The sequence below is a fragment of the Conexibacter sp. SYSU D00693 genome (genome assembly GCF_017084525.1).
Lineage (GTDB): Bacteria > Actinomycetota > Thermoleophilia > Solirubrobacterales > Solirubrobacteraceae > Baekduia.
In genome coordinates this window covers 2,619,184-2,643,688 of sequence record NZ_CP070950.1, presented here as the reverse complement: position 1 = coordinate 2,643,688, position 24,505 = coordinate 2,619,184, and the positions used below count along the sequence as shown (strand labels likewise).

The following is a 24,505-nucleotide window of genomic DNA, read 5'->3' as shown; positions in this document are numbered from 1 at the left end:
GCCGAGGGTGACGGGAGGAGGACCGGTCACGGCGGCCAGGACCCTGGCGGGGTCCGGCGCCGCGTCGTTGCGCGGGTTCGTCGAGACCATCGGCTCGATGGGGATGCTCGCTGCGCGCACCGCGACGAGCGCGCTGCGCCCGCCCTACCCGTACGGCGCCGAGTTCGTCGAGCAGTTCCTCTTCGCCCTGCGCCTGTGCTGGTTCCCGATGATCGTCGCGTCGATCTGCTTCACCTACGGGCCGTCCGGGATCCAGGCCGCGAACTTCCTGAACATCTTCGGGGCCATCGACCGGCTCGGCGGGCTCTTCGTCCTCGCCGTCGTCCGCGAGTTCGCGCCCCTGGTCTGCGCGATCGTCATGGCCGGCGTCGCGGGGACGGCGATGACCGCCGACCTCGGCGCGCGCAAGATCCGCGAGGAGCTCGACGCGCTGCTCGTGCTCGGCGTCGACCCGGTCAAGGAGCTCGTCGTCCCGCGCTTCCTCGCGCTCATGCTCGCGACGGGGATGTTCAACGTCTACGCGCTGATGTTCGGGACGCTCGGCGGCGTGCTCGTCACCCTCGCCAACGACGCGCCGCTCGGCCCGTTCTGGGCGACGTACTTCACGAACGCGACGACCACCGAGCTCTGGGGCTCGCTGCTCAAGACGACGATCTTCGGCGCCATCATCGCCATCGTCTGCTGCTACAAGGGCCTGACGGCCAGCGGCGGGGCGGAGGGCGTCGGGCGGTCGGTCAACCAGGCGGTCGTCATCGCCTTCATGGGCATCGGCGCCGTGAACTACGTGTTCACCCAGACGCTGCTGGCCACCCACCCCGAGCTGTCGGCGGTGCGGTGAGGGCGCTCGCCGACAGCGCGCGCGACGGCTTCGCCGGCTTCGGCCGGGTGCTGCGCTTCGCCGGGCGCGTGCTCGCGGGCATCGCGACGGGCCGGGTCCTGCGGTTCTTCGGCGAGGCGTTGCGGCAGGCCGGCATCCTCGTCGTCGGCTCGGTGCTCATCGTCCTGGGCCTCGTCTTCATCCTCGGCCTGCAGTGCGGGATCGAGGGCGCGTACGGCTCACGCGCGGTCGGCTCGCCCTCGACGGTCGGCGCGTTCACCGCGCTGTGCGACCTGCGCGAGGTCACGCCCTACGCCTTCGGCTACATGATGGCCGCGAAGGTCGGCACCGGCATGGTCGCCGAGCTCGGGTCGATGCGGATCTCCGACGAGATCGACGCCCTCGACGTCATGGGCTTCGACTCGCTGGTCTTCCTCTGCTCGACGCGCCTGCTGGGCATGTGGCTCGTCCTGCCCTTCGTCTACCTCGCGGCGATCGCCGTCGGCTTCGTCGGCTCGTACATCGCCGTGGTCCAGCAGATCGGGGAGGTGAGCGCCGGCGGCTACCTGCAGATCTTCTGGCAGTTCCAGGACCCCGTCGACCTCGTGTACTCGGCGATCAAGGGCATGGGGATGGCGACGTTCGTCGTGCTCGTCGGCTGCTACTACGGCTACCACGCCACCGGAGGCCCGGTGGGGGTGGGGACGGCGACCGCGAAGTCGATGGTCGCCAACATCCTCGGCATCCACGTCATCGGCCTGCTCGGCACGCAGCTCTTCTGGGGCGGCAACGCGCGCGCGCCGATCGGGGGCTGAGGGTGGAGCGCGAGGTCCTGCTCGTCCGAGGGCTCGCCGTCGCGGCGCTCGTCGTCGTGCTGGCGGTGGTGCTCACGACGGTGTCGGGCGGCGGCACGTACGAGGTGTCCGCCCGCTTCCGCGACGCGGGCCAGCTCGTCGAGGGCGGGCGGGTGCAGGTGGCGGGCCGGCCCGTCGGGACGATCAAGGCGATCACCCTCGCCGACGACGGCGTCGCCGACGTCCGTCTCGAGCTCGACGACGACGCCGCGCCGCTGCACGAGGGCACGCGCGCGTCGATCCGCGCCGTCGGCCTCGGAGGCATCGCCAACCGCTACGTCGACCTGGCCCCGGGACCGGCCTCGGCGCCCGAGATCGACGACGGCGGGGTGCTCGACCTCGACCGCACACGGGGCATCGTCGACCTCGACGCCGTCCTCAGCTCGATCGACCCGCGCACGCGCGACCGGCTGCGCTCCGTGCTGCGCAGCGGCGGGCGGCTCTTCGACGACGGCGCGGCCCAGGACGCCAACCGCGCGCTGGGCTACCTCGAGCCGGCCGTCGCGCAGGTCCAGGCGCTGGCCGACGAGCTCGCGCGCGACGGCGAGGCGTTCGCGGCGATGGTCGGCGCCGGCTCGCAGGCCGCGCGCGCGCTCGCCGCCGACCCCCAGGCGCTGCGCGCGTCGCTGCGCGGGACGGCGCGGACGCTCACGGCCCTGGCCGCCGAGCGCCGCGCGACGGGCGAGCTGCTGCAGGCCGCCCCCGCCGCGGCGCGCCAGGTGCGCCGGACCCTGCGGCGCACGGGGCAGACGCTGCGCCGGGCGCGCCCCGCGCTGCGCGACCTGCGGGCGGCGGCCCCCGGCCTGGCGGCGGTCCTCGGCGCGCTGCCCGGGGCCGCGACGGCCGCCGAGCCGGTCCTGGCGCAGCTGCGCGCGACGCTGCCGCGCGTCGACGCGACGCTGCGCCGCGCCCCCGGGCTGGAGCGCGCCGGCGTGCCCGCGCTGCGCTCGACCACCGAGGCCATCGGCCGGTCCATCCCGATCTTCGCGGGCCTGCGGCCGTACTCGATGGACCTCGTCGCGGGGCTGCTCAAGGGCCTGGGCGGCGGGACGGGCGCCGGCTACGACGCCAACGGCCACGCGGTGAAGGTCGAGCTCGCCGCGGGCGGCGCGGTGGGGTCGGGCCTGCTGTCGCTCTTCCCGGGGCTCGACCCGCCCGGGCTCGTGCCCCAGCGCGGGATGGACAAGCGCTGCCCGGGGGCGGGCGCGGCGCCCGCCGCCGACGGCTCCAACCCGTGGGAGCTGCCGGACCTCTGCGAGCCCGGGGACCGCCGGCCGTGAGGCGCCTCGCGTGGCTCGCGCCGGTGCTCGCCGCCGCGGTCGTCGGCGCGCTCGTGCTCGCCGGCGGCGGGCAGGCGCAGACGAACCTGCAGGACGGACCGCCGACGGGCTCCTACCGCGTCGACGCGATCTTCGACACCGCGAAGGGCATCGTCCCCGGCCAGACCGTGAAGGTCGCGGGCGCGCGCGTCGGCGAGGTGCAGGACGTCGTGCTGACGCCGGACCACCGCGCGCGCATCCAGCTGCGCGTCGACGGGCGCTTCGGGCCGTTCCGCGAGGACGCCCGCTGCGAGATCCAGCCCGAGGGCCTGCTGTCGGAGAACTTCGTGCAGTGCGACCCGGGGACGCCGTCGGCGGCGGCGCTGGTCGGCCGCGGCGACGAGGTGCCGACGGTCGCGCTCGAACGCACCGCGGTCCCGGTGAACCTCACGGACCTCTTCGAGGTGTGGGAGGTCCCCGTGCGCGACCGCCTGCGGGTGCTGCTCACGACCCTCGGCGCGGGCGCGGCGGCCCGCGGCCCGGACCTCAACGAGGTGCTGCAGCGCGCCAACCCGACGCTCGGGCTGGTCAAGCAGGCGGTGGAGACGCTCGACGCCCAGCGCGATGACCTGCTCGCCGCGACCTCGCAGACCCATCGCCTCACGCGCGAGCTGGCCCGCGACCCCCAGCGGATCGGCGCGTTCGTCGACGAGGCGGGCGCGGTGGCCCGGGTGACGGCGCGCCGGAGCGCGGAGCTGCGCGCGGGCGTGCGCAGCCTGCCGCCGCTGCTGGCCGCGCTGCGGCCGGCGCTCGCCCGCGTCGACCGGCTCGCGACGGCCGGCGGGCCGCTGGCCGACGAGCTGCGCGAGGGCGCGCCCGCGGCGACGCAGCTGCTCACCGCGATCCCGCCCGCGGCCAGGGCGGCGGGCCCGGCGGTGCGCTCGCTCGGGGTCACCGCGGGCGACGGGCGCGCCGCGGTGCGCGACGCCCGGCCGCTGGCCGGACGGCTCGGGCGCTTCGCGGCCGCGGCGGTGCCGACGGGCGACGAGCTCGAACGGCTGCTCGCCAGCGCCGTCGACCAGGACGTCATCCGCCACCTCCTGTCCTTCGTCTACCGCGCCGCGGCGGCGACGTCGCGCTTCGACCGCACGTCGCACCTGCTGCCGTCGGGCGTCGTCATCAACACCTGCGGGCTCTTCGCGAACGAGACGAAGACCGCCTGCGACGCGAACTACACGCGCGAGCACCACGAGACGCGCTCGCGCGCCCGCCGCCGTGGCCCCCGGGGCGACCGCCCGCGCCGGCCGGCCGCGCCCGCCGCGCCGCCCGCCGCGCCCGCGCCCGTCACGACGCCCACCCCGCAGACCACGACGCAGACGCCCGCGCCGACGACGCCCCTGCCGCAGGTCGTCGAGCCGGTGCGCGATGTCGTCAAGGGCGCCGAGCGCCTCCTCGACCTCCTCCTGGGGCAGGGGCGATGAGCAGCTGGATCCGCCAGGCGCCGCGCGACGGCACCCGTCGCCCGCCCACGCCCGCCAGCCCGTTCGTCGTCGGCGCGATCCTCCTCATGGCGGGGATCGTCGCCGTCGTCCTGAGCTACAACGCCAGCCGCGGGCTGCCGTTCGTGCCGACCTACGAGGTCCGCGCCGAGGTCCGCGACGCCGCCGAGCTCGTGGCGGGATCCAGCGAGGTGCGCCTCGGCGGCTCGCGCGTCGGCATCGTCAAGGCCGTCGAGGCGGTCCCCGCGCGCGGCGGGCGCCCCGTCCACGCCGTGCTGACGCTGGCGCTCGAGGAGGACCAGGCCGGGCTGCCGGCCGACTCGACCGTCCAGGTCCGCCCGCGGTCGATCCTCGGCGCGAAGTTCGTCGACCTCGTGCGCGGGACGTCCTCGCGGCAGCTGCCGACCGGCGGCGTCCTGCCGCTGCGCCAGTCGATCGCCGGGGTGCAGCTCGACGAGGCCTTCGACGTCTTCGGGCCGCGCACCCGGCGGGCGATCCAGCGGGCGGTCTCCGGGCTCGGCGACGCGCTGGCGGGCCGCGGCGGCGCGCTGAACGACACGGTGCTGACCACGCGGCGCCTCCTGCCGCCGCTGTCGCGGACGCTGCGCGCGCTCGTGAGCCCGCGGGCCGACCTGCGGGGCTTCGTGCGCGGCGCGGCGGGCGCGTCGCGCGCGCTGGCGCCGGTCGCCGCCGACCTCGCCGCCGGGCTCGGCGACGGCGCGCGGACCGCGCGGGCGCTGCGCCTGGCGGCACCGCAGCTCGACCGCGGCCTCGTCGAGCTGCCGCGCGCGGCGGCCGCCGCGACCCGCGCCGTGCGCGGCGCGACGCCCGCGCTGGGCGACGCGGCCGCGGTCGCGGAGGGCCTGGCCCCGGGCGCCCGCGAGCTGCGGCCCGCCGGCCGCGCGCTGACCCGCGCGCTGCGCGACGGCACGCCGGCGCTGGCCGCGGTCCCGGCGTTCGGCCGGCGCCTGGACGGGACGCTGCGGCGCCTGCGCGCCCTGGCCCGCGACCCGCACACCACGCGCACCCTCCGGCGGTTGACGACGACGGTGCGCACGCTCGACGGGACGCTCGACGTCGTCCTGCCCGCGCAGCTGCACTGCAACGTCCTCGGCGTCTCGACGCGCAACCTCTCCGAGGTCCTCGCCGTCGGCGACGCTCAGGCGCCCTGGCTGAACTTCCTGCCGATCCTCGACCTGCGCTCGCAGCTGTTCCGCCAGGCGTCGCCGTCGCCCAACCTGCACGCCAACCCCGTGCCGCGCAACGACGCGACGGAGTGCGAGACGGGCAACGAGCCGTTCCTGCCGGGCCTGCGGCTCGGCAACCCGGAGGGGCTGCAGCCCGGGCACACGGTCGACACGAAGGTCCGGGGAGGCGGGCGATGAGCCTCCTGCGCCGCGCGCCCAGGCGCCACAGCCGGCACGCCGGGCCGCCCGTCGCGCTGGGCGTCGCCGGCGCGGTCGTGCTCCTGCTCGGCTCGTACCTCATCTTCACCAAGCGCCTGCCGTTCGTGCACGGCCACCGCATCGGCGCGGTGGTCCAGACGGCCAGCGGGCTGCGCGACGGCACGCCCGTGCGCATCGCGGGCGTCCACGTGGGCGAGGTCACCGGCGTGCGCAAGGGCCCGGGCGCAGCCAGCACGCTCGAGCTCGAGCTCGACGACGGCGGCCTGCCGGTGCACCGCGACGCGACGATCCGTGTCCGCCCGCGGCTCTTCCTCGAGGGCGGCTACTACCTCGAGCTGTCGCCCGGCTCGCCCGGCGCGCAGGAGCTGGAGGACGGCGACACCATCCCGCTGCCCCAGACCGCGGTGCCGGTGCAGACCGACCAGGTGCTGGGGACGCTCGACCGGTCCGCGCGGTCGAGCCTCGAGGGTGCGATCGCCGAGCTCGACGACGCGCTGGCCGGCGGCGGCGCGCAGGACCTGGCGGGCACCGGCGCGCCGCTGGCCGATGCGCTGCGCGACGGGGCGATCGTCACCGAGGCCGCGCGCGGCACCGAGGCCGGGGACGCGACGCGGCTCGTGCGTGGTGCGGCCCGCACCGCGCGGGCGCTTGCGAGCCGCCGGGAGGAGCTCGCGTCGCTCGTGCAGGGCCTGGCCCGCACGACGAACGCCCTGGCCGCCGAGGACGACGGGCTGCGCGGGACGGTCCGCGAGCTGGCGGCGACGATGCGCGCCGCGCCGGCCGACCTGCGCCGCGTCGAGGCCGCGCTGCCGGACGCCGACGCCACCCTCGCCGCCCTGCGCCCCGGCCTGCGTCGCGCGCCGGGTGTCCTGCCCGACACCGCCGCGCTGCTCGAGCAGCTGCGGGCGGCCAGCGGGCCCCGGGAGCTCGCGGGCCTGCTCGACGACCTGCGCGCGCCGGTCCGCCGCCTGCCCGGGCTGGCCGACCAGCTGCGCGAGCTCTTCCCGCTCGTGACGCCGGTGACCCGGTGCGTCGAGACGCGGCTGCTGCCGGTGCTCGAGGCCGAGCTCCAGGACGGGCGCCTGACGACGGGCGACCCCGTCTGGCAGGACATCGCGCACATCCTCCCCGGCATGGCCGCCTCGTCGGCGGGCTTCGACGCCAACGGCTTCTGGGTGCGCAACACGCTCTCGACCGACGGCGAGAACCTCGTCTCGACGGGCAAGGTCCCGGGGCTCGGGACGCTCGCCGGCCGCGTGGAGGACCCCATCCTCGGCGTGCGTCCGCAGTGGCTGGGACCCGGGAGGCTCCCGCCCTACCGCGAGGACCAGCCATGCGCCGACCAGCGTGCGCCGGACCTGCAGGCGCGCACCGACGGCGGGGCGCCGATGCGCACGCTGCGCTCGCCCAAGCGCGCGTCGTCGCGGATGTCGCGGGGTGAGCTGCGGCGGCTGCTGCGCCCGGCGACGCTGCGCAGGCTGCTGCCCCGGCCGGCGGGGAGCGGGCGCTGATGCTGCCGCTCGCCTTCAGGCGCCAGGTCGCGCGCTACGGCCGGTGGGTCGTGGCCATCGGGGTCCTCGTCGTGCTCTCGGCCGCCTCGTCGGCCTACATCCTCGTCAACCAGCGCCTGCGCGTCCCGTTCCAGGACCGCTACACCGTGAAGGCCGAGTTCGCCGCGTCGGTCGGGCTCGTGCCGGGGCTCGGGCAGCCGGTCAACGTCGCGGGGGTGAAGGTCGGGCAGGTCGCCGGCGTCCGGCTGCGCGACGGGCGCGCCGACGTGGACCTGGAGATCGACCCGGACAAGCTGCCGCACGTGTTCGCCGACGCGCACGCGGCGCTCGTCCCGCGCACGCCGCTCAAGGACCTGCAGGTCGAGCTCGCGCCGGGCCGCGCGCGCGACCAGCCGCTGGAGGACGGCGGGCGCATCCCCGTGGCCCGCACGAGCGAGCCGATCGACAGCGACGACCTCACCGCCGCGCTGGACGCCGACACGCGCCAGTTCCTGCGCGTGCTGCTCGCCGAGGGCGACCGCGGGCTGCGCGACCGCGGGGAGGACCTGCGGCGCACGTTGGCCACGCTGCGCCCGACCGCGTCCCAGCTCGCCGAGCTGACGGGCGCGCTCAAGCGCCGCCGGGTGGCGCTGCGCGGCCTGGTGCACGAGCTGTCGGTCCTCCTGCGCGAGACGGGCGCGCACGACCGCCGGCTCGCGGGGCTCGTCGCGACGGCCGACCGGACGCTCGGCGCGCTGGCCGCCGAGGAGCGGTCGCTGCGCGGGTCGGTCCGGGACCTGCCGGGGACGCTGCGCGCGACGCGGCGGTCGCTGGACCGCCTGGGTGACCTGACCGACCGGCTGCGCCCGGCGCTGCGCGACCTGCGCCCGGCCGCCGCCCGACTGCCCGAGGCGCTGCGGGCACTCGCGCCGGTGGTCCGTGACGCGCCCCGGACCGTCCGCGCGCAGGTGCGGCCGTTCGTGCGCGAGGCCCGGCCGCTGGCCCGCGCGCTGCAGGGGCCGACGAAGGACCTCGCCACCGTCACGCCCGACCTCGCGAGCGCGTTCCGCGTGCTGGGCAGGACGGCCAACGCGCTGGCCTTCAACCCGCCGGGCGACGACGAGGGCTACCTGTTCTGGCTCGCGTGGATGGCCCACAACTCCGGGTCCTTCGTGGCGACGCAGGACGCGCACGGGCCCGCCTGGCGCGGGCTGCTGCTCGTCTCGTGCGAGACGCTCGCCGCCGAGGAGGGCCTCGAGGAGGCCGCCGACGCGTTCTTCGACCTCCAGCCGATCTGCCCGGGGCCCTGAGCCATGCGCCACCGCCCCGCCAGCCGCTCCGCCCTCTTCGCCGCGATCGCCTTCGCGATCTCGGTCTTCGTCTTCACCCTGTTCGTCTGGCGGTCGTTCGGCGGGTCGGTGCCGTTCGGCGCGCAGGGCTACCGGGTGCAGGTGCAGTTCGGGCCGGAGGCGTCGAACCTCTTCCCGAACGCCGAGGCGCGGATCGCCGGGGTGCGCGTCGGCAAGGTCAAGTCCGTGGTCACCCGCGAGGGCGCGGTCGACGCCGAGGTCGAGCTCGAGGCGCGCTACGCCCCGCTGCCGGCCGACGCGAAGGCGATCGTGCGCTCCAAGACGCTGCTGGGGGAGAGCTACCTCGAGCTCACGCCCGGCACGAAGGGCGGCCGGATGATCCCCGAGGGCGGGCGGCTCTCGTCGGCCAACGTCGAGGAGGCGCAGGGCCTCGACCGGGTGCTGTCGGCGTTCGACCGGCGCACGCGGCGCGACCTCGCGCAGTTCCTCGAGGGGCTCGGCGACACGCTCGAGGACCGCGGGCCGGGAGTGGGCGCGGCGCTCGGCCGTGCACCGCTGGCGATGGAGGACCTCCGGAAGCTGGTCGACGCGCTGGACCGCCAGCGCGGCGCGGTGCAGGGGCTCGTCCGCGACGTCGGCACGACGCTGCGGGCGGTGGGCGACCGGGCGGCGGACGCACGGGCGATCGCGACGCAGGGCCGCGCGCTGCTGCGCGAGACGGCGCGCCGTGACCGGTCGCTCACCGCGACGGTGCGCGAGCTGCCGGCGACGCTCGTCGAGCTGCGGCGCTTCTCGGGCGACGTGGAGTCGGCCACCCCGGACGCGACGGCGGCGCTGCGCACGCTGCGGCCGGTCGCCCCGGACCTCGCGCCGGCGCTGCGCCGCGCGCGGACGCTGGCGCCGCAGCTCGGCGGGGCGCTCGTGGCGCTCGGGCGGACGATGCGCCTGGCGCGGGCGGGGCTGCCGGCGCTGTCGCGGGTCGTCGACGCGGCCAAGCCGGTGATGGGCGTGCTGGACCCGGCGGGCCAGGAGCTCGTCCCGCTCATCAGGACGCTCGACGCCTACCGGGAGGACGCCGTCGCGGCGCTGGCCAACAGCGGGGCGATCTCACAGGCCAGCTACCCGCAGGCCGACGGCACGCGGACGCACATCCTGCGCGGGATCCTCAACGTGTCGGGTGACTCGCTGTACGGCGTGGCCAAGGCCGACGGCGCTCACCGCGACAACCCCTACCTCCGCCCGGGCGGGATGGCCGACATGCTCGACGGGCGGCTCAGGGCCTTCGACTGCTCGCACGCGCGCAACCCGTCGCTGCCGCTGCTGAGCCCGGGTGGGCCGCCCTGCCTCCAGCAGGAGCCGTTCTCGATCGCGGGCTCGAAGCCCGCGCGCTTCCCGCACGTGGAGCGCGACCCGTAGCCCCGACGATCGGGGGGAACGCGTGCAAGGCCGGCGCGCGCCCGTCATGCTCGGGACCTGGTGGACGTCTCCGCGACACCGGCGCCGGACCAGGTCCAGGTCCTCGAGGCCTTCGTCGAGCTGCTCGACCAGGTCGAGGACGGCGGCGAGGGACCGGCGTTCTACGGGCGGCTCGCGGAGGCCGTGTGTCGCACGTCGGAGATGCGCCGCGCGCTCGTCTTCCGCTACGACCCGGGCCGCCGCCGCGTGCGCGTCGTCGGCGGGCATGGGATGCCCTACGAGGACTACGTCGACGTGCCGGTCGGCCTCGAGTCGATGTGGCTGGCGCGCCAGTCGCTGCTCGAGGACACGGTCATCGACGCGGAGCCCCCGTTCGCCGGCCAGCTGCCCGAGGCGTTCCTGCCCGAGGCCGACGAGGGGCCGCTGCTGTGCGTGCCGATGTGCGCCCGGGGCCTGCTGCTCGGCGTCGTCGTCGGCCAGCGCGTGGCGGGCGCCCCGCCGCTGTCGGCCGAGACGCGCCACCGCCTGTGGACGCTGGGCAAGACCGCGGCGCTTGCGTCGACGGCGCGCATCGCGACCGACCAGCAGAGCAAGGCGCGCACGCTGCAGGAGCGCATCGACCTCGCGCGCGACGTCCACGACCACGTCATCCAGCGGCTCTTCGGGGTGTCGCTGGCGCTGGCCGCCGGTGGCGAGGACCTGCCCGCCGCCGAGCGGGTGCGCTGCGCCGAGGAGGTCCAGGCGGCGCTGACCGAGCTGCGCGCCGCGCTGGCCCGGCCGCTGGGCCGCGGCGTCCGACCCGTCAGCGGGACGCTCGCCGAGGAGCTCGACCGGCTGCACGGCGCGCATCCCGGCGTCGCCGTCGAGGTGACGGGCGACGCGAGCGCGGTGCCGCCGGGGCTCGAAGCGCTCGCGCAGACCGTGCTCGCCGAGGCCGTGAGCAACGCGCTCAAGCACGCGTCGCCGACGGTCCTGCGCGTGTCCGCCGGCCGCCGCGACGACGCCTTCGTCCTCGAGGTCGCCAACGACGGCGTCCGCGACGCCGACCGGTCCGCCCCGCCCGGCATGGGCCTGCGCCTCGCCGCCTTCTCGGCGCTCGAGGTCGGCGGCCTGGTCGAGTTCGGCCCGCGCCCCGACGGCTGGTGGCAGGTCCGCCTCGTCGCGCCCGTGGGAGGGACCCTGTGACCGCGCCCGTCGACACCGGCCGCAAGCTGCGCGTCCTCGTCGTCGACGACCACGACGTCGTCCACTGGGGCTTTCGCGTCATGCTCGGCGAGCAGCCGTGGGTCGAGCGCTGCCTCAGCGCCCGCACCGGCGACGAGGCCGAGGCCCTCGCCCGCCGCTTCGAGCCCCACGCCGCCCTCGTCGACCTCTTCGTCGGCCAGGAGTCCGGCGCCGAGCTCTGCGAGCGCCTGCGCCGCGTGAGCCCCTCGACCGCGGTCCTGCTGATCTCCGGCGCCGGCCGCATCTCGGCCACGGCCGCCCGCGCCGCCGGCGCCGCCGGCTTCGTCCCCAAGGACTGGCCCGCCGCCGACATCGCCGACGCCGTCCGGATGGTCGGGCTCGGGATGACGGTCTTCGAGCCGCTGGAGCCCGCCGGGGGCCCGCCGCTGAGCGATCGCGAGCAGCAGGTCCTGGACCTCCTGGCGGGCGGTGCCACCAACGGCGAGATCGCCTCGACGCTCCACCTGTCGCCGCACACCGTCAAGGAGTACGCCAGCGCGCTGTACCGCAAGCTCGGGGTGCGCAACCGGGCGCAGGCGGTGCAGCGGGCGCAGCGGCTGGGGCTGCTGGCCTGAGCTGGCGTTCCGCTCGGGCGTTGGGCGGGGTGCGAAGCGCTGGCTGGTTCGCATTGAGGAGGGGAAGGTCGCGTCCGTCGCCGGGCGCGCGGGGCGGTTCGGGGCTTCGGGGGGGCGAAGTTCGGAGGTGCCGCACCTACTGGGTCATATGGACCCAAGACGTGCGGCACCTCTTCTTGTGGCCCAGTTCGACGTCGTCTCGGCCGCCCAGTTGGTGGCGGCTGGGTGGTCGCGGACAGACATCCGAACGGCGCTGCGTCGTGGATGGCTTCGCCGGGTGCATGCCGGCGTCTACACGACCGCGAGCAGGCTCTCGCCTCATGGTCGGTGGGTGGCGGCGGTCCTGGCCACCGGCGGGGTGCTCAGCCACGTCTCGGCCGCCGCGCTGCACGGCCTGATGCCTGACCGGGCGATCGACGTCGAGATCTCCAAGACCTCGCGCCTCAAGCCCCGCCCCGGGATCGTCGTCCACCAACCGCGCGACCTCCCGCCCGGGGACGTCATGTCCAAGCAGGGGATCCGCACCACCACCCCGACCCGCACGATCGTCGACCTCGCCGAGACCCTCGACCAGTGGCGGGTCCTGGACGTCGCCCACGAGGCCCTGCACCGCAAGGTCCTCGACGTCGACCGCCTGCGCCGACAGCCCCTCCAGGGACGTACGGGGGCGGCCTCCCTCACTGCCCTCCTGCAGCGCCTCGCCGACCGCGAGCACTCCGCACTGGAGCGCGCGCTCAAGGCCCTCTGCCGCCAAGCAGGCCTGCCCGAGCCGACCTCCCAGCACCGCATCGGCCCACGACACCACGCCGACCTCGCCTGGCCCGACCACCAGCTCCTGGTCGAGGCCGACAGCTGGACCTTCCACGGCAACCAGCGCCAGTGGCAGCGCGACCACGACCGCGACCTCGCTGCCGCCACCAAGGGCTGGCGCACCATCCGCATCACCCACGCGCAGGTCCACGAGCACCCGGGGCGCGTGGTGGCCGCCCTCCGCGCAGCCCTCCACCTTCCGGCCCACTGAGCGCCGACCCCTCCATCGTCCCCGCCGCTCCCCCCGCCCGGGGGGTCCTGGCCGCCGTAGCCCTTCAGCGCGACCGCCGGACCCAGAGAGGGTCAGGGCGTGTTCGACCCCGTCCCCACCGCCGCGGTCTTCCCCGGCCAGGGTGCCCACACGAAGGACATGCGCGAGTTCGTCGCCGCCGAGCGGCCGGACCTGCTGGAGCTGGCGACCGAGCTCGCCGGCGAGGACCCGTTCGCGCGGGTCGGGGAGAGCACGCGGTTCGCGCAGCCCGCGATCCTGTGCGCCTCGCTCGCCGGGTGGGACTTGCTCAGGGACCTTCGACCGGTCGCGGTCTCCGGCCATTCGCTCGGCGAGCTGAGCGCGCTCGCGGCGGCCGGGGTCCTGGAGGAGCAGGACGCCGTGGCGCTCGCCGTGACGCGCGGCCGGCTGATGGCCGAGGCGGGGGAGCGGGCCGGGGGCGGCACGATGCTCGCACTGCTGGGCGCGACGCCCGCGCAGGCGCGGCGGCTGGCCGAGGCGCACGACGTCGCGGTCGCCAACGACAACGCGCCCGGGCAGGTCGTCCTCTCGGGCTCCAAGGACCGGCTCGAGCAGGTCGTGCTCGCCGCGCGGGCCGACCGGGTCCGGGTGCTGCGCCTCGACGTCGCCGGTGCCTTCCACTCGCCGCAGATGGCGGCGGCGCGCGCCGGGTTCGCCGCGGCGCTGCGGCAGGTCCCGGTCCACGAGCCGCGGATCCCCGTCCTGCACTGCGCCACCGCGCAGCCCTTCACCGACGTCCGCCGCGAGCTGGCCGAGGCGCTCACCGCGCCGGTGCGCTGGCGCGAGACGATGACGGCGCTGCACGACCGCGGGGCGCGCCACGTGGTCGACGTCGGCCCGGGCGACGTCCTGGTCAAGCTCGTGCAGCGCTGCCTGCCCGACGTCACCGCCGCCCGCCTGGAGGACGCCCGTGCACTGGCATAGCGCCGTCATCGAGGAGGGCGCGAGCGTCACGGACCTGCGCAGCGTGCACGCCGCGCGGCTCGCCGGCCTCGGCGCCGCGCTGCCCGACGAGCGCATCACCAACGGCCCCGTCGCCGCGGCGATCGGCGTCGACGAGACCTGGATCGCCCGGCGCACGGGCATCGACGAACGGCGGCGTGCCGGCGAGGGCGTCGGCACCACGGACCTCGCCGAGCACGCTGCCCGTGCCGCCCTGGACGACGCGGGCGTCTCGGCCAGCGAGGTGGACCTCGTCGTCGTCGCGACGATGACGCCGGACCGCGTGACGCCGTCGGTCGCGCCGGTGCTCGCCGCGCGGCTGGGCACCCACGGCGCCGCCGCCTACGACGTGTGGGCCGCGTGCACGGGCTGGCTCACGGCGCTGACGACCGCCGCCGCCCAGCTCGAGACCGGCCGCGCGCAGTGCGCGCTCGTCGTCGGCGCCGAGCGCCTGACCTCCATCCTGGCCCCCGCCGACAAGATGACGACGCCGCTGTTCGGCGACGGCGCGGCCGCGGCGGTGCTCACCGCCAACGGCGAGGGCGGGCGCCTGGGCCCCGTCGTCCTGGGCAGCGACGGCACCGGCGCGGACCTCATCGCCTGCGAGGTCGGCGGCCGGCTGACGATGGACGGCCACGAGACCTTCCGGCGCGCCGTGAGCGCCATGACCGGCGCGGCCAGGCGCGTCTGCGACCGCGCCGGCATCGAGCTGCAGGACGTCGACCTCGTCGTCCCCCACCAGGCCAACGCGCGCATCACCGCCGCGGTGGCCGACCGGCTCGGCCTCCCGGCCGACCGGATCGTCGACGACATCGCCCAGACGGGCAACACGTCGGCGGCGACCATCCCCCTGGCGCTGGCCCGGGCGAAGGCGGCCGGCAGGCTGCCCGACCCGGGCCGCGTCCTGGTCTGCGCGTTCGGTGCCGGCCTCACGTGGGGCGCCGCGCTGCTCGAGTGGGAGGCGGCGGCATGAGCGCCACGGCCGAGACGGCGACCTCCGCCGCCAAGCTGGTCCCCGGCACCGCGCGCCCCCAGGGCGCCGTCGCCCTCGTCACCGGCGCCTCGCGCGGCATCGGCGCGGCCGTCGCCACGGCGCTGGCCGACGACGGCTGGGCCGTCGGCGTGGGCTTCAAGGCCGACGAGGACGGCGCCCGGCGCACCGCCGCCGCGATCCGCGACGCGGGTGGCAGCGCCCACGTCGTCCGCGGCGACGTCGCGGAGCCCGACGCCGCCGCGCGCCTGCTCGACGAGGTCCAGCAGGAGCTCGGCCCCGTCCTGTGCCTCGTCAACAACGCCGGCGTGCGCGACGACGGCCTGGCCCTCCAGCTCACCGACGAGGCCTGGGACCGCGTCCTCGAGACGAACCTCACGTCCGCCTTCCGCCTCACGCGCGCCGCGCTGCGCGGCATGGTCCGCGCCCGCTACGGGCGCATCGTCAACGTCGCGTCGATCGTCGGCCTGCGTGCCAACGCCGGCCAGGCCAACTACGCCGCCGCGAAGGCGGGCCTCGTCGCGATGACCCAGACCGTCGCCCACGAGGTCGCCCGGCGCGGCGTGACCGTCAACGCCGTCGCCCCGGGCTTCATCGCCACCGACATGACCGCCGACCTCCCGGCCGGCGGCCTGGCCGACCACATCCCCGCCAAGCGCGTCGGCACGCCCGAGGACGTCGCCGCCGCCGTGCGCTTCCTGGCCAGCGACGCCGCCGCCTACGTGACCGCCGCGACGCTCCCCGTCGACGGCGGCCTCTCCGCCTGATCCACCCCGAAGTCCCACCACCCGAGGAGGACCCACCCACCATGGCCACCACCGCCGTCACCCCCGAGGCCGTCCAGGCCCGCGTCGCCGAGGCGATCTCGTCCTTCGGCGACGTCGCCGTCGAGGACGTCACCCGCGAGGCGACCTTCGAGGCGCTCGACATCGACTCCCTCGACCTCGCCGAGCTCGCGCAGATCGTCGAGGAGGAGTACGGCGTCCGGCTCGAGAGCTCGGACGTCAAGGAGTTCAAGACCGTCGGCGACGCGGTCGACCGCATCGTCGCGCGCGCCGGCTGAGGCACGCCCGTGGGCGACGTCGTCATCACGGGCGTGGGTGCCGTGACGCCGCTGGGCGTCGGCGCCCGCGTCCTGCACGAGCGCTGGTCGGCCGGCGCGAGCGGCATCGAGGACGGCGAGGGCCGCTGCGGCGCCTACGACCCGGCCGAGCACCTCTCCAAGAAGGAGGCGCGCCGGGCCGACCGCTGCACGCAGCTCGCGCGCGTCGCCGCCGGCGAGGCGCTGGCCGACGCGGGCTGGGACGCCGACGCGCCGCCCTACGACCCCGAGCTCGTCGGCTGCATCGTCGGGACCGGGATCGGCGGGATCCACACGCTCGAGGGCGCCGTGCACGACCTGCGCGACCGCGGCCCGGTCGGCGTCGGGCCGCTGTCCATCCCGCTCATGATGAGCAACGCGCCCGCCGCCGCGGTGGCGCTGCGCCACGACCTGCGCGGGCTGACCTACGGCGTGGTCTCCGCCTGCGCGGCCGGGGCCCACGCGATCGGCAGCGCGGCCCGCGCGATCCAGTGCGGCGACGCGACCGCCGTCGTGTGCGGTGGCAGCGAGGCGGCGATCACCCCGCTCTCGAAGACCGCCTTCGCGGCGATGGACGCGCTGAGCCCGAGCGGCGTCTCGCGCCCGTTCGACGCACGGCGTGACGGCTTCGTCATGGGGGAGGGCGCCGGCGTGCTCGTCCTCGAGGACGGCGACGCGGCGCGCGAACGCGGCGCGCGCATCCTCGCGACGCTGCGCGGCTACGGCGCCACGAGCGACGCCCACCACCTCACGGCCCCGCACCCCGAGGGCCAGGGCGCGGCGCGCGCCGTGCGCCACGCGCTGCGCGACGCCGGGCTCGAGCCCGCCGACGTCGACTACGTCAACGCCCACGGCACCTCCACGCCGCTCAACGACCGGGCCGAGACGCGCGCGCTGCACGAGGCGCTGGGTGAGCGCGCGACGGAGGTCCCGGTCTCCTCGCTGAAGTCGGCGATCGGCCACCTGCTCGGGGCCGCCGGGGCCGTCGAGGCGGTCGCGACCGTCCTGGCGCTGCGCGACCGCGTCGCCCCGCCCACCGTCGGCTGGGCGGAGCGCGAGGAGGGCCTGGACCTCGACTACGTGCCGGGCGGCTCGGCGCGCCCGCTCGCCCTCGACGACCCGGAGCGGGCGCCCGTCGGCCTGTCGAACTCGTTCGGCTTCGGCGGCCACAACGCCGTCCTCTGCCTCGAGGCCGCGTGATGCTCAAGCTCGCCGAGCGGCCCGCCGAGCAGCTCAGCGCCCTGGAGCGCCTCGAGGTCCTGTGCGACCCGGGGTCGCTCTCGCTCGTGCGCACCGGCGTCGTGTCGCGCAAGCTCGCCGACGGTGCCGCGGGCGACGGCGTCCTGGGCGCCGCCGGGCGCATCGACGGCCGGCCGGTCTACGCCTTCGCGCAGGACCCGTCGTTCGCCGGCGGGTCCCTCGGCGCGGCGCACGCCGAGACGATCTGCCAGGTCCTGCGCCTCGCCGGCCGCGCGCGCGTCCCCGCCGTCGGCTTCGTCGCCTCGGCCGGTGCCCGCCTGCAGGAGGGCCTCGACGCGCTCAACGGCTACGGCCGGATCTTCCGCGAGCACGTGGCGCTCTCGGGCCTCGTCCCGCAGGTCAGCGTCGTCGCGGGCGTCAGCGCGGGCGGCGGGTCCTACGGCCCGGCGCTCACCGACCACGTCGTCATGACGCGCGACGCCGCGATGTTCCTGACCGGCCCGGGCGTCGTGCGGGAGGTGCTCGGCGAGGAGGTCGACGCCGCGGGCCTGGGCGGACCGCGCGTGCACGAGCGCAACGGCGTCTGCGACCTCGTCGCGCAGACCGACGCCGACGCCGCGTGGCTCGCGCGCGACCTGCTCGACTACCTCCCGCACCGCGCGGGCGAGCGCCCGCCGCGCTGGCCCGTCGTGGACCCGCCCGGCCACGCGCCCGACGCCGCGGTGCCCGACGACCCGCGCAAGGTCTACGACGTGCGCGACGTCGCGCGGGCGATCGTCGACGGCGGCCGGCTGCTCGAGCTCGGCGAGCGCTGGGCGCGCAACGTCGTGACGGCCTACGCCCGCCTCGACGGCCGGGCCGTGGGCATCGTCGCCAACCAGCCGCGCCACCTCGGCGGCGTGCTGGACAGCGAGTCGGCCGCGAAGGCGGCCCGGTTCATCCGCACCTGCGACCTCTTCGGGCTGCCGCTCGTCGTGCTCGTCGACACGCCCGGGTTCCTGCCCGGGACCAAGCAGGAGGCCGACGGCGTCATCCGCCACGGGTCCAAGCTCGTGCACGCGTTCGCGGGCGCGTCGGTCCCGCGGCTCACCGTCGTGCTGCGCAAGGCGTTCGGCGGTGCGTACATCGCGATGAACTCGCGCGAGCTGGGCGCGGACCTCGTCCTCGCCTGGCCCCAGGCGCAGCTCGGCGTCATGGGCGCCGAGCAGGCCGTCGGCATCGTCGAGCGCCGCGCCATCGCCGCCGCCGACGACCCGGTCGCCGAGCGCCGCCGGCGCGGCGCGCGCTACGCCGCCGAGCACCTCTCGGTCGCGGGCGCCGTGCGCGGCGGCTCGATCGACGAGGTCGTCGCGCCGTCCGACACGCGCGAGCGCCTCGCCCAGGCGCTCACCCACCTCGACGGTGCCGGCGCCCCGCGCCCGGCCCGCAACGTCCGGCTCTAGGAGGACCCAGCATGACCCCGCCCACCGCGACCGCCCCCGCCGCGCCCGAGCTGCGCTGGTCGGCGCCCTTCGAGGACCTGGCCGCCGGCCAGCGCTTCCGCACGGGCTGGCGCCCGGTCGACGAGCGCGACGTCCTCGGCTTCGCCGCGCTCACCGGCGACCACCACCCCCAGCACGTCGACGCCGCCTGGGCGGCCCGCTCGCCGTTCGGCCAGCGCATCGCCCACGGCCTGCTCGTCGTCTCGGTCGCCGCCGGCCTCGTGCCGTTCGACCCGCGCCGCGTCGTCGCGCTGCGCCGGCTGGGCGACGTCGTGTTCAAGCGCCCCGTCGCGCTGGACGAGCACGTCCGCGTCGACGGCGAGGTCGCCGAGGTGCGCGACCTGCCCGGCCCTGCCGGGCTCGTCGCGCTGACCTGGGCGGTGCGCGACCACGACGACCGCCTCTGCTGCCGCGCCCGCGTCGAGGTCCTCTGGGCCCGCGAGGACGCGCAGGCCGATCCCCACGCGCCCGACGCCGACGGCCGCGTCCCGGTCTTCCTCTGATGCTCGAGGGCCGTCGCCTCCTGGTCACCGGCGTCCTCACGCGCGACTCGATCGCGTGGGAGGTCGCCAACCGCGCGCTGGCCGACGGCGCAGAGGTCGTGCTCACCGGCTTCGGCCGCGGCCTGCGCCTCACCCAGCGCGCCGCCCGCCAGCTCCCCGCGGAGGTGGACGTCCTCGAGCTCGACGTCAACGAGCCCGAGCACCTGCGGCGTGTCGCCGACGACCTCGCCGCACGGTGGGGCGGGCTGGACGGGATCCTCCACGCGATCGCCTTCGCCCCGCCGGACGCGCTGGGCGGCCAGTTCCTCGAGACGCCGCCCGAGAGCGCCGAGGTCGCCTTCCGCACGTCGGCCTTCTCGTTCAAGGCGCTGACCGCGGCGCTGCTGGACCTGCTCGAGCGCGCCGAGGGCGGCGCGTCCGTCGTCGGGCTGGACTTCGACGCGACGGTCGCCTGGCCGGTGTACGACTGGATGGGCGTGAGCAAGGCGGCCCTCGAGGCGGTCTCGCGCTACCTCGCGCGCGACCTCGGACCGCGGGGCGTGCGGGTCAACCTCGTGAGCGCCGGGCCGCTCGAGACCATCGCCGCCGGCGGCATCCCGGGCTTCGACGGGCTGCGCGACCACTGGCAGCGCCAGGCGCCGCTGGGGTGGGACACGCGCGACACCGGCCCCGTGGCCGACGCCGTGCGGTTCCTGCTCTCGCCGATGGCCGCCGCCACGACCGGCGAGATCCTCCACGTCGACGGCGGCTTCCACGCCGTGGGGGCCGCCGCATGACCAACGGCGCGGTCCTCCTCACCGGCGCGACCGGCTTCCTCGGCGCCGTGCTCGCCGACGCGCTGCTCGCCCGGGGCGACCGCGTCGTCGCCCTCGTCCGCGCGCCCGACGCCGACGCCGCGGAGCGCCGGATGGACGCGGCGCTCGCGCAGCTGCACGGCGAGGGCGTCGCGGTGCCGGGGCGCGACCGGCTGCGGGCGGTGCCGGGCGATCTCGTCGCGCCGCGCCTGGGCCTCGCGCGCGCCGCCCGCGAGCGCCTGGTCGACGAGGTCGCCGCGGTCGTGCACTGCGGGGCGTCGATCACCTTCGACCTGCCGCTCGACGAGGCCCGCGCGGTGAACGTCGGCGGGACCGCCGAGGTCCTCGAGCTCGTCTCGGCGCTGCGGGCCGCGCCGCGGCTCGTGCACGTGTCGACCGCGTTCGTCGCCGGGCGCCACGAGGGCGTCGCCGGCGAGCTGACCCCACCGCCGCTCGACGTCGCGTTCCGCAACACCTACGAGCGCACGAAGGCCGAGGCCGAGCGCCTCGTCGCCGCGAGCGGCATCCCCGCCGCGATCGCGCGCCCGAGCATCGTCATGGGGGAGGCCGGCAGTGGCTGGACCTCCGCGTTCAACGTCCTCTACTGGCCGCTGCAGGCGTTCAGCCGCGGCCTGCTCGACGAGCTGCCGGCCGACCCGGACGGCGTCGTCGACACGATCCCCGTCGACGCCGTGGCCGCCGGCGTCCTGGAGCTCCTCGCCGACCCCGAGGAGCCGACCGGCGCGTTCGCTCTTGCCGCCGGTCCGCACGCCATCACGGTCCGCGAGCTGGCACAGGTGGCCTCCCACCTGCTCGACCGGCCGGCGCCGCGGTTCACCGCGGCGGGTGGCGACGCACTCCAGGCCGCCGGCGGCCAGGGCGCCGTGTACGTCCCGTACTTCGACGTGGCCACGCGCTTCGCCACCGACCGGGGCGCGGCGCTCCTGGCCCGTGCCGGCGTCGACGTCCCGCGGTTGCCCGAGCACCTGCCGGCGCTCCTGCACCACGCGCGCGCGGCGCGCTGGGGTCGTCGCGCGCGCACGCGCGCACAGGCGCGCGGAGATCTGCCGGCCGCCGCCGAGCGCGCCGCCGCCTAGCCCTCGTCCGCGGTCTCGGCGTGCGCCGCGCCGACCGGCTTGGACTGCGACGAGCCCCGCTGGCGCAGGTAGATCGAGAAGACGACCATCGAGCCGACGGCGAGGAACTCGGACTGCCAGTTCTGCAGCGTGCGGTTCCAGAAGTCCGACGTGCCCACGTACTGCCACAGCGACAGCGACGCCTCCTGGTGGTCGAGCTGCTGGGCGTTGTACTCGACGCGTCCCGTGACCGCCTGCGCCGACCAGGACCCGAGCCAGATGAGGCCCATCACGAGCACGAAGGAGTTCGAGTACAGCGTCGTGCGCCAGCCGCCGACCCGCGCCCACAGCGGCGAGTCGTCGTCGGCGAAGCGGCCGACCTGCTGCTCCTCGTCGCCCTCGCCGCCGATGTCCTCGAGCTTCTTGGACTCGGTCGAGCCCCGCTGGACGAACCAGACGGCGGCCAGGACGAAGAGCGTGAACTGCAGGTACTCGGACTGCCAGTTCTCCATGACGTCGACCCAGAACGCCGAGGACGTCAGGTAGCGCTCCAGCGAGACGGTCTCGGCCTGGTGGGCGACCTGCTGGTGGTTGAAGTCGGCGTGACCGACGAGCGCCTGCGCGACGAGCGTGACGAGGAAGAGGACGCCGAAGGCGACGCCGAGGCTGTTGTCGCGCAGCCAGCGGCTCACTGGCCGAGCGCCCCCACGGCGAACGCCATGGCCAGACCGGCCAGGATCACCAGCGCGTACAGGACCGTCTGCGTCTTCACGCCTCCACCTCGCAGTCGAAGGGGCGGTCGGCGGGCTTGTCGCCCTCGGGCTTGCAGCCCAGCGCCGTGATCCGCCAGCCGACGGCCTCGCGCCCCAGGAAGGCCGACTCGCCCGAGCGCAGGTCGACCTTGGCGTTGGTGACCCACACCTCCGCGCCGACGACCGCCTCGCCCTCCAGGTCCAGCGCGGTGATCGCCTCGTTGCAGCGCCGGCCGCTCTGCCCCTCGACCTGGTCCTGCGCCGGCGCGCTGAGCTGCCGGCACGCCGCCTCGCCGTCCTTGTGGCGGACCGCGTCGTAGAAGCGCTCGACCGTCGCCCGCGCCTGGTCGCGGTCGTCGCTCGTGCCGCAGCCGGCCAGGGCGACCCCGGCGGCCGTGACCGCGAGTAGGAGGGAGTGCGTACGCGCCACCGCCGTCCTCCTGCCCAGGGGCGCGCACCGCCCAAACGGGCAGGCGTTGCGCACGGATCGCGCGGGAATCCCTGACCGCATGCGACGGCTGGGAGGATTCGTGGCAACGGCGATCGCGTGCGCGCTGGCACTCGCGACCGCCGAGCAGGCGGCGGCGCAGGCCCAGCCCGTGCCGACCTTCGCCGGCGGGTGGTTCCCCCGGGCGGACGTCACCCGTGCGCCGTTCACCGGGCACGTCGGCTTCGTCGCCCAGGTGGTCCAGCCCGGCCGGGTGACCCTGCGCTTCGAGACGGCGGTCCGCTGCCCCAGCGGCAACGTCTACGACGGCACCGGGCGCAAGACGGTCGGCTGGGACGGCGCCACGCTCGCCGCGCGCGGCGCGACGACCTACCGCGTCGGGCGCAACCGGCTGGACTACGCCTGGGAGCTCGCGACGAAGGTCCAGGGCGACACGATGTTCGGCGTCCTGCGCATCACCGGGACCGAGCGGCGCCCCGGGAAGCGCGCCAGCCGCTGCACCGAGCTGCCGAGCCGTCCGATCCTCGCGCGCCTGACCGCGGACCCCGGCACCACGCCGGTGATGAACCCGTCGCCGCGGGCCTTCTACGCGGGCCTGATCGACGCGCGCGTCGGGGCGGTGCCCGGGGTCGTGCAGCTGCGCATGGCCGACCCGCCGACGCGTCTGGGCGCCCGCTGGACGGTGCGGCTGCGCTGCGACCGCGGCCCGAGCTTCGTCGTCACGAACTCCACCTCGCCGACGACGATCGTCGGCGACGGCAGCTTCACCCAGGACGAGCGCTTCGTGGTGCGCCTGACGGGCGGCGCGGTCCGCTACCGCGCGCAGTTCAACGGCCGCTTCCTGGCGGGCGGCGGGGCGGCGGGCCGCCTCCGCGTCACCACCGCGGCCTTCGACCGCCGGACGGGCAGGCTCGTGCGCCGCTGCGACTCGGGCGAGGTGCCCTGGGCGGCGCGCGAGGTGCTCACTCCAGAGCTGGGCTAGCGCTCCTCGTCCGGCGTCCAGCGCACCTCGCCGGCCCACCGCAGGGCCGAGGACGCGAGCTCGAGCAGCCCGGCGCGCAGCGCCTCGTCGTCGCGCGCCGCGCGGGCGGCCGCGACCTCGCGCAGCCCCTGGGCGAGCACGGTCGGGCCGGTGGGGCCGGCCTGCGCCGCGTCGTGGTCGGCGAGGGCGCGCAGGTTGCGCTCGTGGCGCGCGGCCCGGTCCTCGAGGGACTCCCAGCGTGCGCCGGGCTCCAGCCCCGCGGCGCGCACGGCGGCGCCGAGGCTGCCGAAGTGGCTGCGGGCCGTCGCGAGGCTCGGCCAGTCGCCGGCGCGGTAGCGCTCGATGCGCCACTCCTGCCCGCGGCTGCGGGCGCGGACCGGGTCCCAGTCGGCCTGGGTCGGCGGCTCGCCGTAGCGGCGCAACCACTCGCGGATCGCGCGCAGCACCTCGTCGCGGCCGGCCAGGCGCGGCTTGCCCTTGCCGGTCCGCGTCGCCGGGAAGCCCGCGGCCTCCAGGGCGGCGCCGAACGTCGCGAACTGGCGGCGCACCATGCGCACCGACGGCCACGTGCCGGCGTGGAAGAGCTCGGCGCGCCACGGCTTGCCCTGGCGGCGAGCCCGCGCGGGGTCCCAGTCGTCGGAGGCGGGCGGCCCGCCGTGGAGCTCGGCCCACCGGCGGATCGCGTCGAGGATCTCCTCGCGGGTGAAGGTCGTGCCCTGGACGGGCCGCGGGTCGGGCAGGCCGTCCGTCGCCCGGCGGACGGCGAAGGCCTCGTACGTGGCGCTCACCGACAGCCCCTCCGCGTCGTCGCGCCGCGCGATGGGCGAGACTGCCGGGCGTGTCGCCGCCCCTCCCGTTCGACCCGATCGACGAGGCCGGCCGCCAGTGGGACACGCACTGGGGCTCCGACGCGACGGCCGCGATGCGCGCGGTCACGTCGATCATGCGCGCCCACCAGATCCTCCTGGGCCGGCTCAACGACGAGCTGCGTCCCTGGGGCCTGACCTTCCCGCGCTACGAGGCGCTCCTGCTCCTGCACTACTCCCGCAACGGCGCCCTGCCGCTGGGCAAGATGGGCACCCGCCTGCAGGTCCACCGCGCGAGCGTCACGAACGTCGTCGACCGGCTGGTGGCCGACGGCCTGGTCGAGCGCCGGCCCCACGACCAGGACCGGCGCACCACCCTGGCGGCAATCACCGAGGAGGGGCGCCGCGTCGCGGTGCAGAGCACCGAGGCGCTGAACGCCGCGGGCTTCGGCATCGCCCCGCTGGGCGACCGCGAGGCCGACGAGGTCTTCCGGCTGCTCAGGGGCCTGCGCGCGCAGGCCGGCGACTTCCAGGACTGA

General features: G+C 76.7%; 25 protein-coding genes and 1 pseudogene. 23 read left to right on the top strand and 3 right to left on the bottom strand.

The features are described from left to right. Positions 1 to 7: 7 nt before the first annotated feature. The 21 genes and pseudogenes from JUB12_RS13110 (at position 8) to JUB12_RS13015 (ending at position 20,999) form a co-directional block, all read left to right on the top strand. A complete protein-coding gene (locus JUB12_RS13110) occupies positions 8 to 838 on the top strand; it encodes an MlaE family ABC transporter permease (RefSeq protein WP_371822236.1) in 831 nt (276 codons plus the stop codon). Beyond that, on the top strand, positions 835 to 1,632 hold the full coding sequence (locus JUB12_RS13105; RefSeq protein WP_205695872.1) for an ABC transporter permease: 798 nt from the start codon (positions 835 to 837) through the stop codon (positions 1,630 to 1,632). Before JUB12_RS13110 ends, JUB12_RS13105 begins: the two co-directional genes overlap by 4 nt. A gap of 2 nt (positions 1,633 to 1,634) precedes the next feature. Further along, positions 1,635 to 2,951: an MlaD family protein gene (locus JUB12_RS13100; protein WP_205695871.1), complete on the top strand. Its 1,317-nt coding sequence runs from the start codon at positions 1,635 to 1,637 to the stop codon at positions 2,949 to 2,951. Next, positions 2,948 to 4,411 (top strand): MlaD family protein, encoded by a 1,464-nt coding sequence (locus JUB12_RS13095; RefSeq protein WP_205695870.1) that lies wholly within the window; start codon positions 2,948 to 2,950, stop codon positions 4,409 to 4,411. The genes JUB12_RS13100 and JUB12_RS13095 overlap by 4 nt, the downstream gene beginning before the upstream one ends. After that, a complete protein-coding gene (locus JUB12_RS13090) occupies positions 4,408 to 5,814 on the top strand; it encodes an MlaD family protein (RefSeq protein ID WP_205695869.1) in 1,407 nt (468 codons plus the stop codon). The genes JUB12_RS13095 and JUB12_RS13090 overlap by 4 nt, the downstream gene beginning before the upstream one ends. Continuing rightward, a complete protein-coding gene (locus tag JUB12_RS13085) occupies positions 5,811 to 7,346 on the top strand; it encodes an MlaD family protein (protein ID WP_205695868.1) in 1,536 nt (511 codons plus the stop codon). The genes JUB12_RS13090 and JUB12_RS13085 overlap by 4 nt, the downstream gene beginning before the upstream one ends. After that, entirely contained in the window at positions 7,346 to 8,635 is a 1,290-nt protein-coding gene (locus JUB12_RS13080; RefSeq protein WP_205695867.1) for an MlaD family protein, read from the top strand. Before JUB12_RS13085 ends, JUB12_RS13080 begins: the two co-directional genes overlap by 1 nt. A 3-nt stretch (positions 8,636 to 8,638) precedes the next feature. Beyond that, a complete protein-coding gene (locus JUB12_RS13075) occupies positions 8,639 to 10,051 on the top strand; it encodes an MlaD family protein (protein WP_205695866.1) in 1,413 nt (470 codons plus the stop codon). A gap of 60 nt (positions 10,052 to 10,111) precedes the next feature. Then, positions 10,112 to 11,236, top strand: a complete 1,125-nt coding sequence (locus tag JUB12_RS13070; RefSeq protein ID WP_205695865.1) for a sensor histidine kinase — start codon at positions 10,112 to 10,114, stop codon at positions 11,234 to 11,236. Further along, on the top strand, positions 11,233 to 11,850 hold the full coding sequence (locus JUB12_RS13065; RefSeq protein ID WP_241004257.1) for a response regulator transcription factor: 618 nt from the start codon (positions 11,233 to 11,235) through the stop codon (positions 11,848 to 11,850). Before JUB12_RS13070 ends, JUB12_RS13065 begins: the two co-directional genes overlap by 4 nt. Positions 11,851 to 11,998: 148 nt before the next feature. Further along, positions 11,999 to 12,136 (top strand): annotated as a pseudogene (locus JUB12_RS22355) (type IV toxin-antitoxin system AbiEi family antitoxin domain-containing protein); the annotation flags it as partial. Between the two features lie 45 nt (positions 12,137 to 12,181). Then, the gene (locus tag JUB12_RS13060) at positions 12,182 to 12,871 is read left to right on the top strand and encodes an endonuclease domain-containing protein (protein ID WP_241004256.1); all 690 of its coding nucleotides are present in this window, start codon (positions 12,182 to 12,184) and stop codon (positions 12,869 to 12,871) included. A gap of 99 nt (positions 12,872 to 12,970) precedes the next feature. Then, positions 12,971 to 13,834 (top strand): ACP S-malonyltransferase, encoded by an 864-nt coding sequence (locus JUB12_RS13055; protein ID WP_205695863.1) that lies wholly within the window; start codon positions 12,971 to 12,973, stop codon positions 13,832 to 13,834. After that, positions 13,821 to 14,825 carry a beta-ketoacyl-ACP synthase 3 gene (locus JUB12_RS13050; RefSeq protein WP_205695862.1) on the top strand — a complete coding sequence of 335 codons (1,005 nt, stop codon included), beginning with the start codon at positions 13,821 to 13,823 and terminating at the stop codon, positions 14,823 to 14,825. The genes JUB12_RS13055 and JUB12_RS13050 overlap by 14 nt, the downstream gene beginning before the upstream one ends. Then, positions 14,822 to 15,610 (top strand): 3-oxoacyl-ACP reductase FabG, encoded by a 789-nt coding sequence (gene fabG / locus JUB12_RS13045; protein ID WP_205695861.1) that lies wholly within the window; start codon positions 14,822 to 14,824, stop codon positions 15,608 to 15,610. Before JUB12_RS13050 ends, fabG begins: the two co-directional genes overlap by 4 nt. 41 nt (positions 15,611 to 15,651) lie before the next feature. Beyond that, positions 15,652 to 15,906 carry an acyl carrier protein gene (locus JUB12_RS13040; RefSeq protein WP_205695860.1) on the top strand — a complete coding sequence of 85 codons (255 nt, stop codon included), beginning with the start codon at positions 15,652 to 15,654 and terminating at the stop codon, positions 15,904 to 15,906. A gap of 9 nt (positions 15,907 to 15,915) precedes the next feature. After that, positions 15,916 to 17,124 carry a beta-ketoacyl synthase gene (locus tag JUB12_RS13035; RefSeq protein WP_205695859.1) on the top strand — a complete coding sequence of 403 codons (1,209 nt, stop codon included), beginning with the start codon at positions 15,916 to 15,918 and terminating at the stop codon, positions 17,122 to 17,124. Further along, the gene (locus JUB12_RS13030; RefSeq protein ID WP_205695858.1) at positions 17,124 to 18,566 is read left to right on the top strand and encodes an acyl-CoA carboxylase subunit beta; all 1,443 of its coding nucleotides are present in this window, start codon (positions 17,124 to 17,126) and stop codon (positions 18,564 to 18,566) included. Before JUB12_RS13035 ends, JUB12_RS13030 begins: the two co-directional genes overlap by 1 nt. 11 nt (positions 18,567 to 18,577) lie before the next feature. Further along, positions 18,578 to 19,108 (top strand): MaoC/PaaZ C-terminal domain-containing protein, encoded by a 531-nt coding sequence (locus JUB12_RS13025; protein WP_205695857.1) that lies wholly within the window; start codon positions 18,578 to 18,580, stop codon positions 19,106 to 19,108. Further along, positions 19,108 to 19,884: an enoyl-ACP reductase FabI gene (gene fabI, locus JUB12_RS13020; RefSeq protein ID WP_205695856.1), complete on the top strand. Its 777-nt coding sequence runs from the start codon at positions 19,108 to 19,110 to the stop codon at positions 19,882 to 19,884. Before JUB12_RS13025 ends, fabI begins: the two co-directional genes overlap by 1 nt. Further along, entirely contained in the window at positions 19,881 to 20,999 is a 1,119-nt protein-coding gene (locus tag JUB12_RS13015; protein WP_205695855.1) for an SDR family oxidoreductase, read from the top strand. Before fabI ends, JUB12_RS13015 begins: the two co-directional genes overlap by 4 nt. Here the strand turns inward: JUB12_RS13015 and JUB12_RS13010 are convergent. Continuing rightward, positions 20,996 to 21,670 carry a DUF6766 family protein gene (locus tag JUB12_RS13010; protein ID WP_205695854.1) on the bottom strand — a complete coding sequence of 225 codons (675 nt, stop codon included), beginning with the start codon at positions 21,668 to 21,670 and terminating at the stop codon, positions 20,996 to 20,998. The two genes, JUB12_RS13015 and JUB12_RS13010, sit on opposite strands and share 4 nt — an antisense overlap. Positions 21,671 to 21,746: 76 nt before the next feature. Then, on the bottom strand, positions 21,747 to 22,160 hold the full coding sequence (locus JUB12_RS13005; RefSeq protein WP_205695853.1) for a hypothetical protein: 414 nt from the start codon (positions 22,158 to 22,160) through the stop codon (positions 21,747 to 21,749). A gap of 100 nt (positions 22,161 to 22,260) precedes the next feature. Between JUB12_RS13005 and JUB12_RS13000 the strand changes: the two genes are divergently transcribed. Then, positions 22,261 to 23,160 (top strand): hypothetical protein, encoded by a 900-nt coding sequence (locus JUB12_RS13000; RefSeq protein ID WP_205695852.1) that lies wholly within the window; start codon positions 22,261 to 22,263, stop codon positions 23,158 to 23,160. Here the strand turns inward: JUB12_RS13000 and JUB12_RS12995 are convergent. After that, complete coding sequence (locus JUB12_RS12995) at positions 23,157 to 23,948, bottom strand: hypothetical protein (RefSeq protein ID WP_205695851.1); 792 nt, start codon at positions 23,946 to 23,948, stop codon at positions 23,157 to 23,159. The genes JUB12_RS13000 and JUB12_RS12995 overlap by 4 nt on opposite strands. 50 nt (positions 23,949 to 23,998) lie before the next feature. Between JUB12_RS12995 and JUB12_RS12990 the strand changes: the two genes are divergently transcribed. Further along, positions 23,999 to 24,505 (top strand): MarR family winged helix-turn-helix transcriptional regulator, encoded by a 507-nt coding sequence (locus tag JUB12_RS12990; protein WP_241004255.1) that lies wholly within the window; start codon positions 23,999 to 24,001, stop codon positions 24,503 to 24,505.

Coding starts and splice junctions, on each gene's coding strand:
- fabG (WP_205695861.1), top strand. CDS start 14,822: ATGAGCGCCACGGCCGAGACGGCGACCTCCGCCGCCAAGCTGGTCCCC.
- JUB12_RS13040 (WP_205695860.1), top strand. CDS start 15,652: ATGGCCACCACCGCCGTCACCCCCGAGGCCGTCCAGGCCCGCGTCGCC.
- JUB12_RS13085 (WP_205695868.1), top strand. CDS start 5,811: ATGAGCCTCCTGCGCCGCGCGCCCAGGCGCCACAGCCGGCACGCCGGG.
- JUB12_RS13080 (WP_205695867.1), top strand. CDS start 7,346: ATGCTGCCGCTCGCCTTCAGGCGCCAGGTCGCGCGCTACGGCCGGTGG.
- JUB12_RS13030 (WP_205695858.1), top strand. CDS start 17,124: ATGCTCAAGCTCGCCGAGCGGCCCGCCGAGCAGCTCAGCGCCCTGGAG.
- JUB12_RS13025 (WP_205695857.1), top strand. CDS start 18,578: ATGACCCCGCCCACCGCGACCGCCCCCGCCGCGCCCGAGCTGCGCTGG.
- JUB12_RS13090 (WP_205695869.1), top strand. CDS start 4,408: ATGAGCAGCTGGATCCGCCAGGCGCCGCGCGACGGCACCCGTCGCCCG.
- fabI (WP_205695856.1), top strand. CDS start 19,108: ATGCTCGAGGGCCGTCGCCTCCTGGTCACCGGCGTCCTCACGCGCGAC.
- JUB12_RS13015 (WP_205695855.1), top strand. CDS start 19,881: ATGACCAACGGCGCGGTCCTCCTCACCGGCGCGACCGGCTTCCTCGGC.
- JUB12_RS13075 (WP_205695866.1), top strand. CDS start 8,639: ATGCGCCACCGCCCCGCCAGCCGCTCCGCCCTCTTCGCCGCGATCGCC.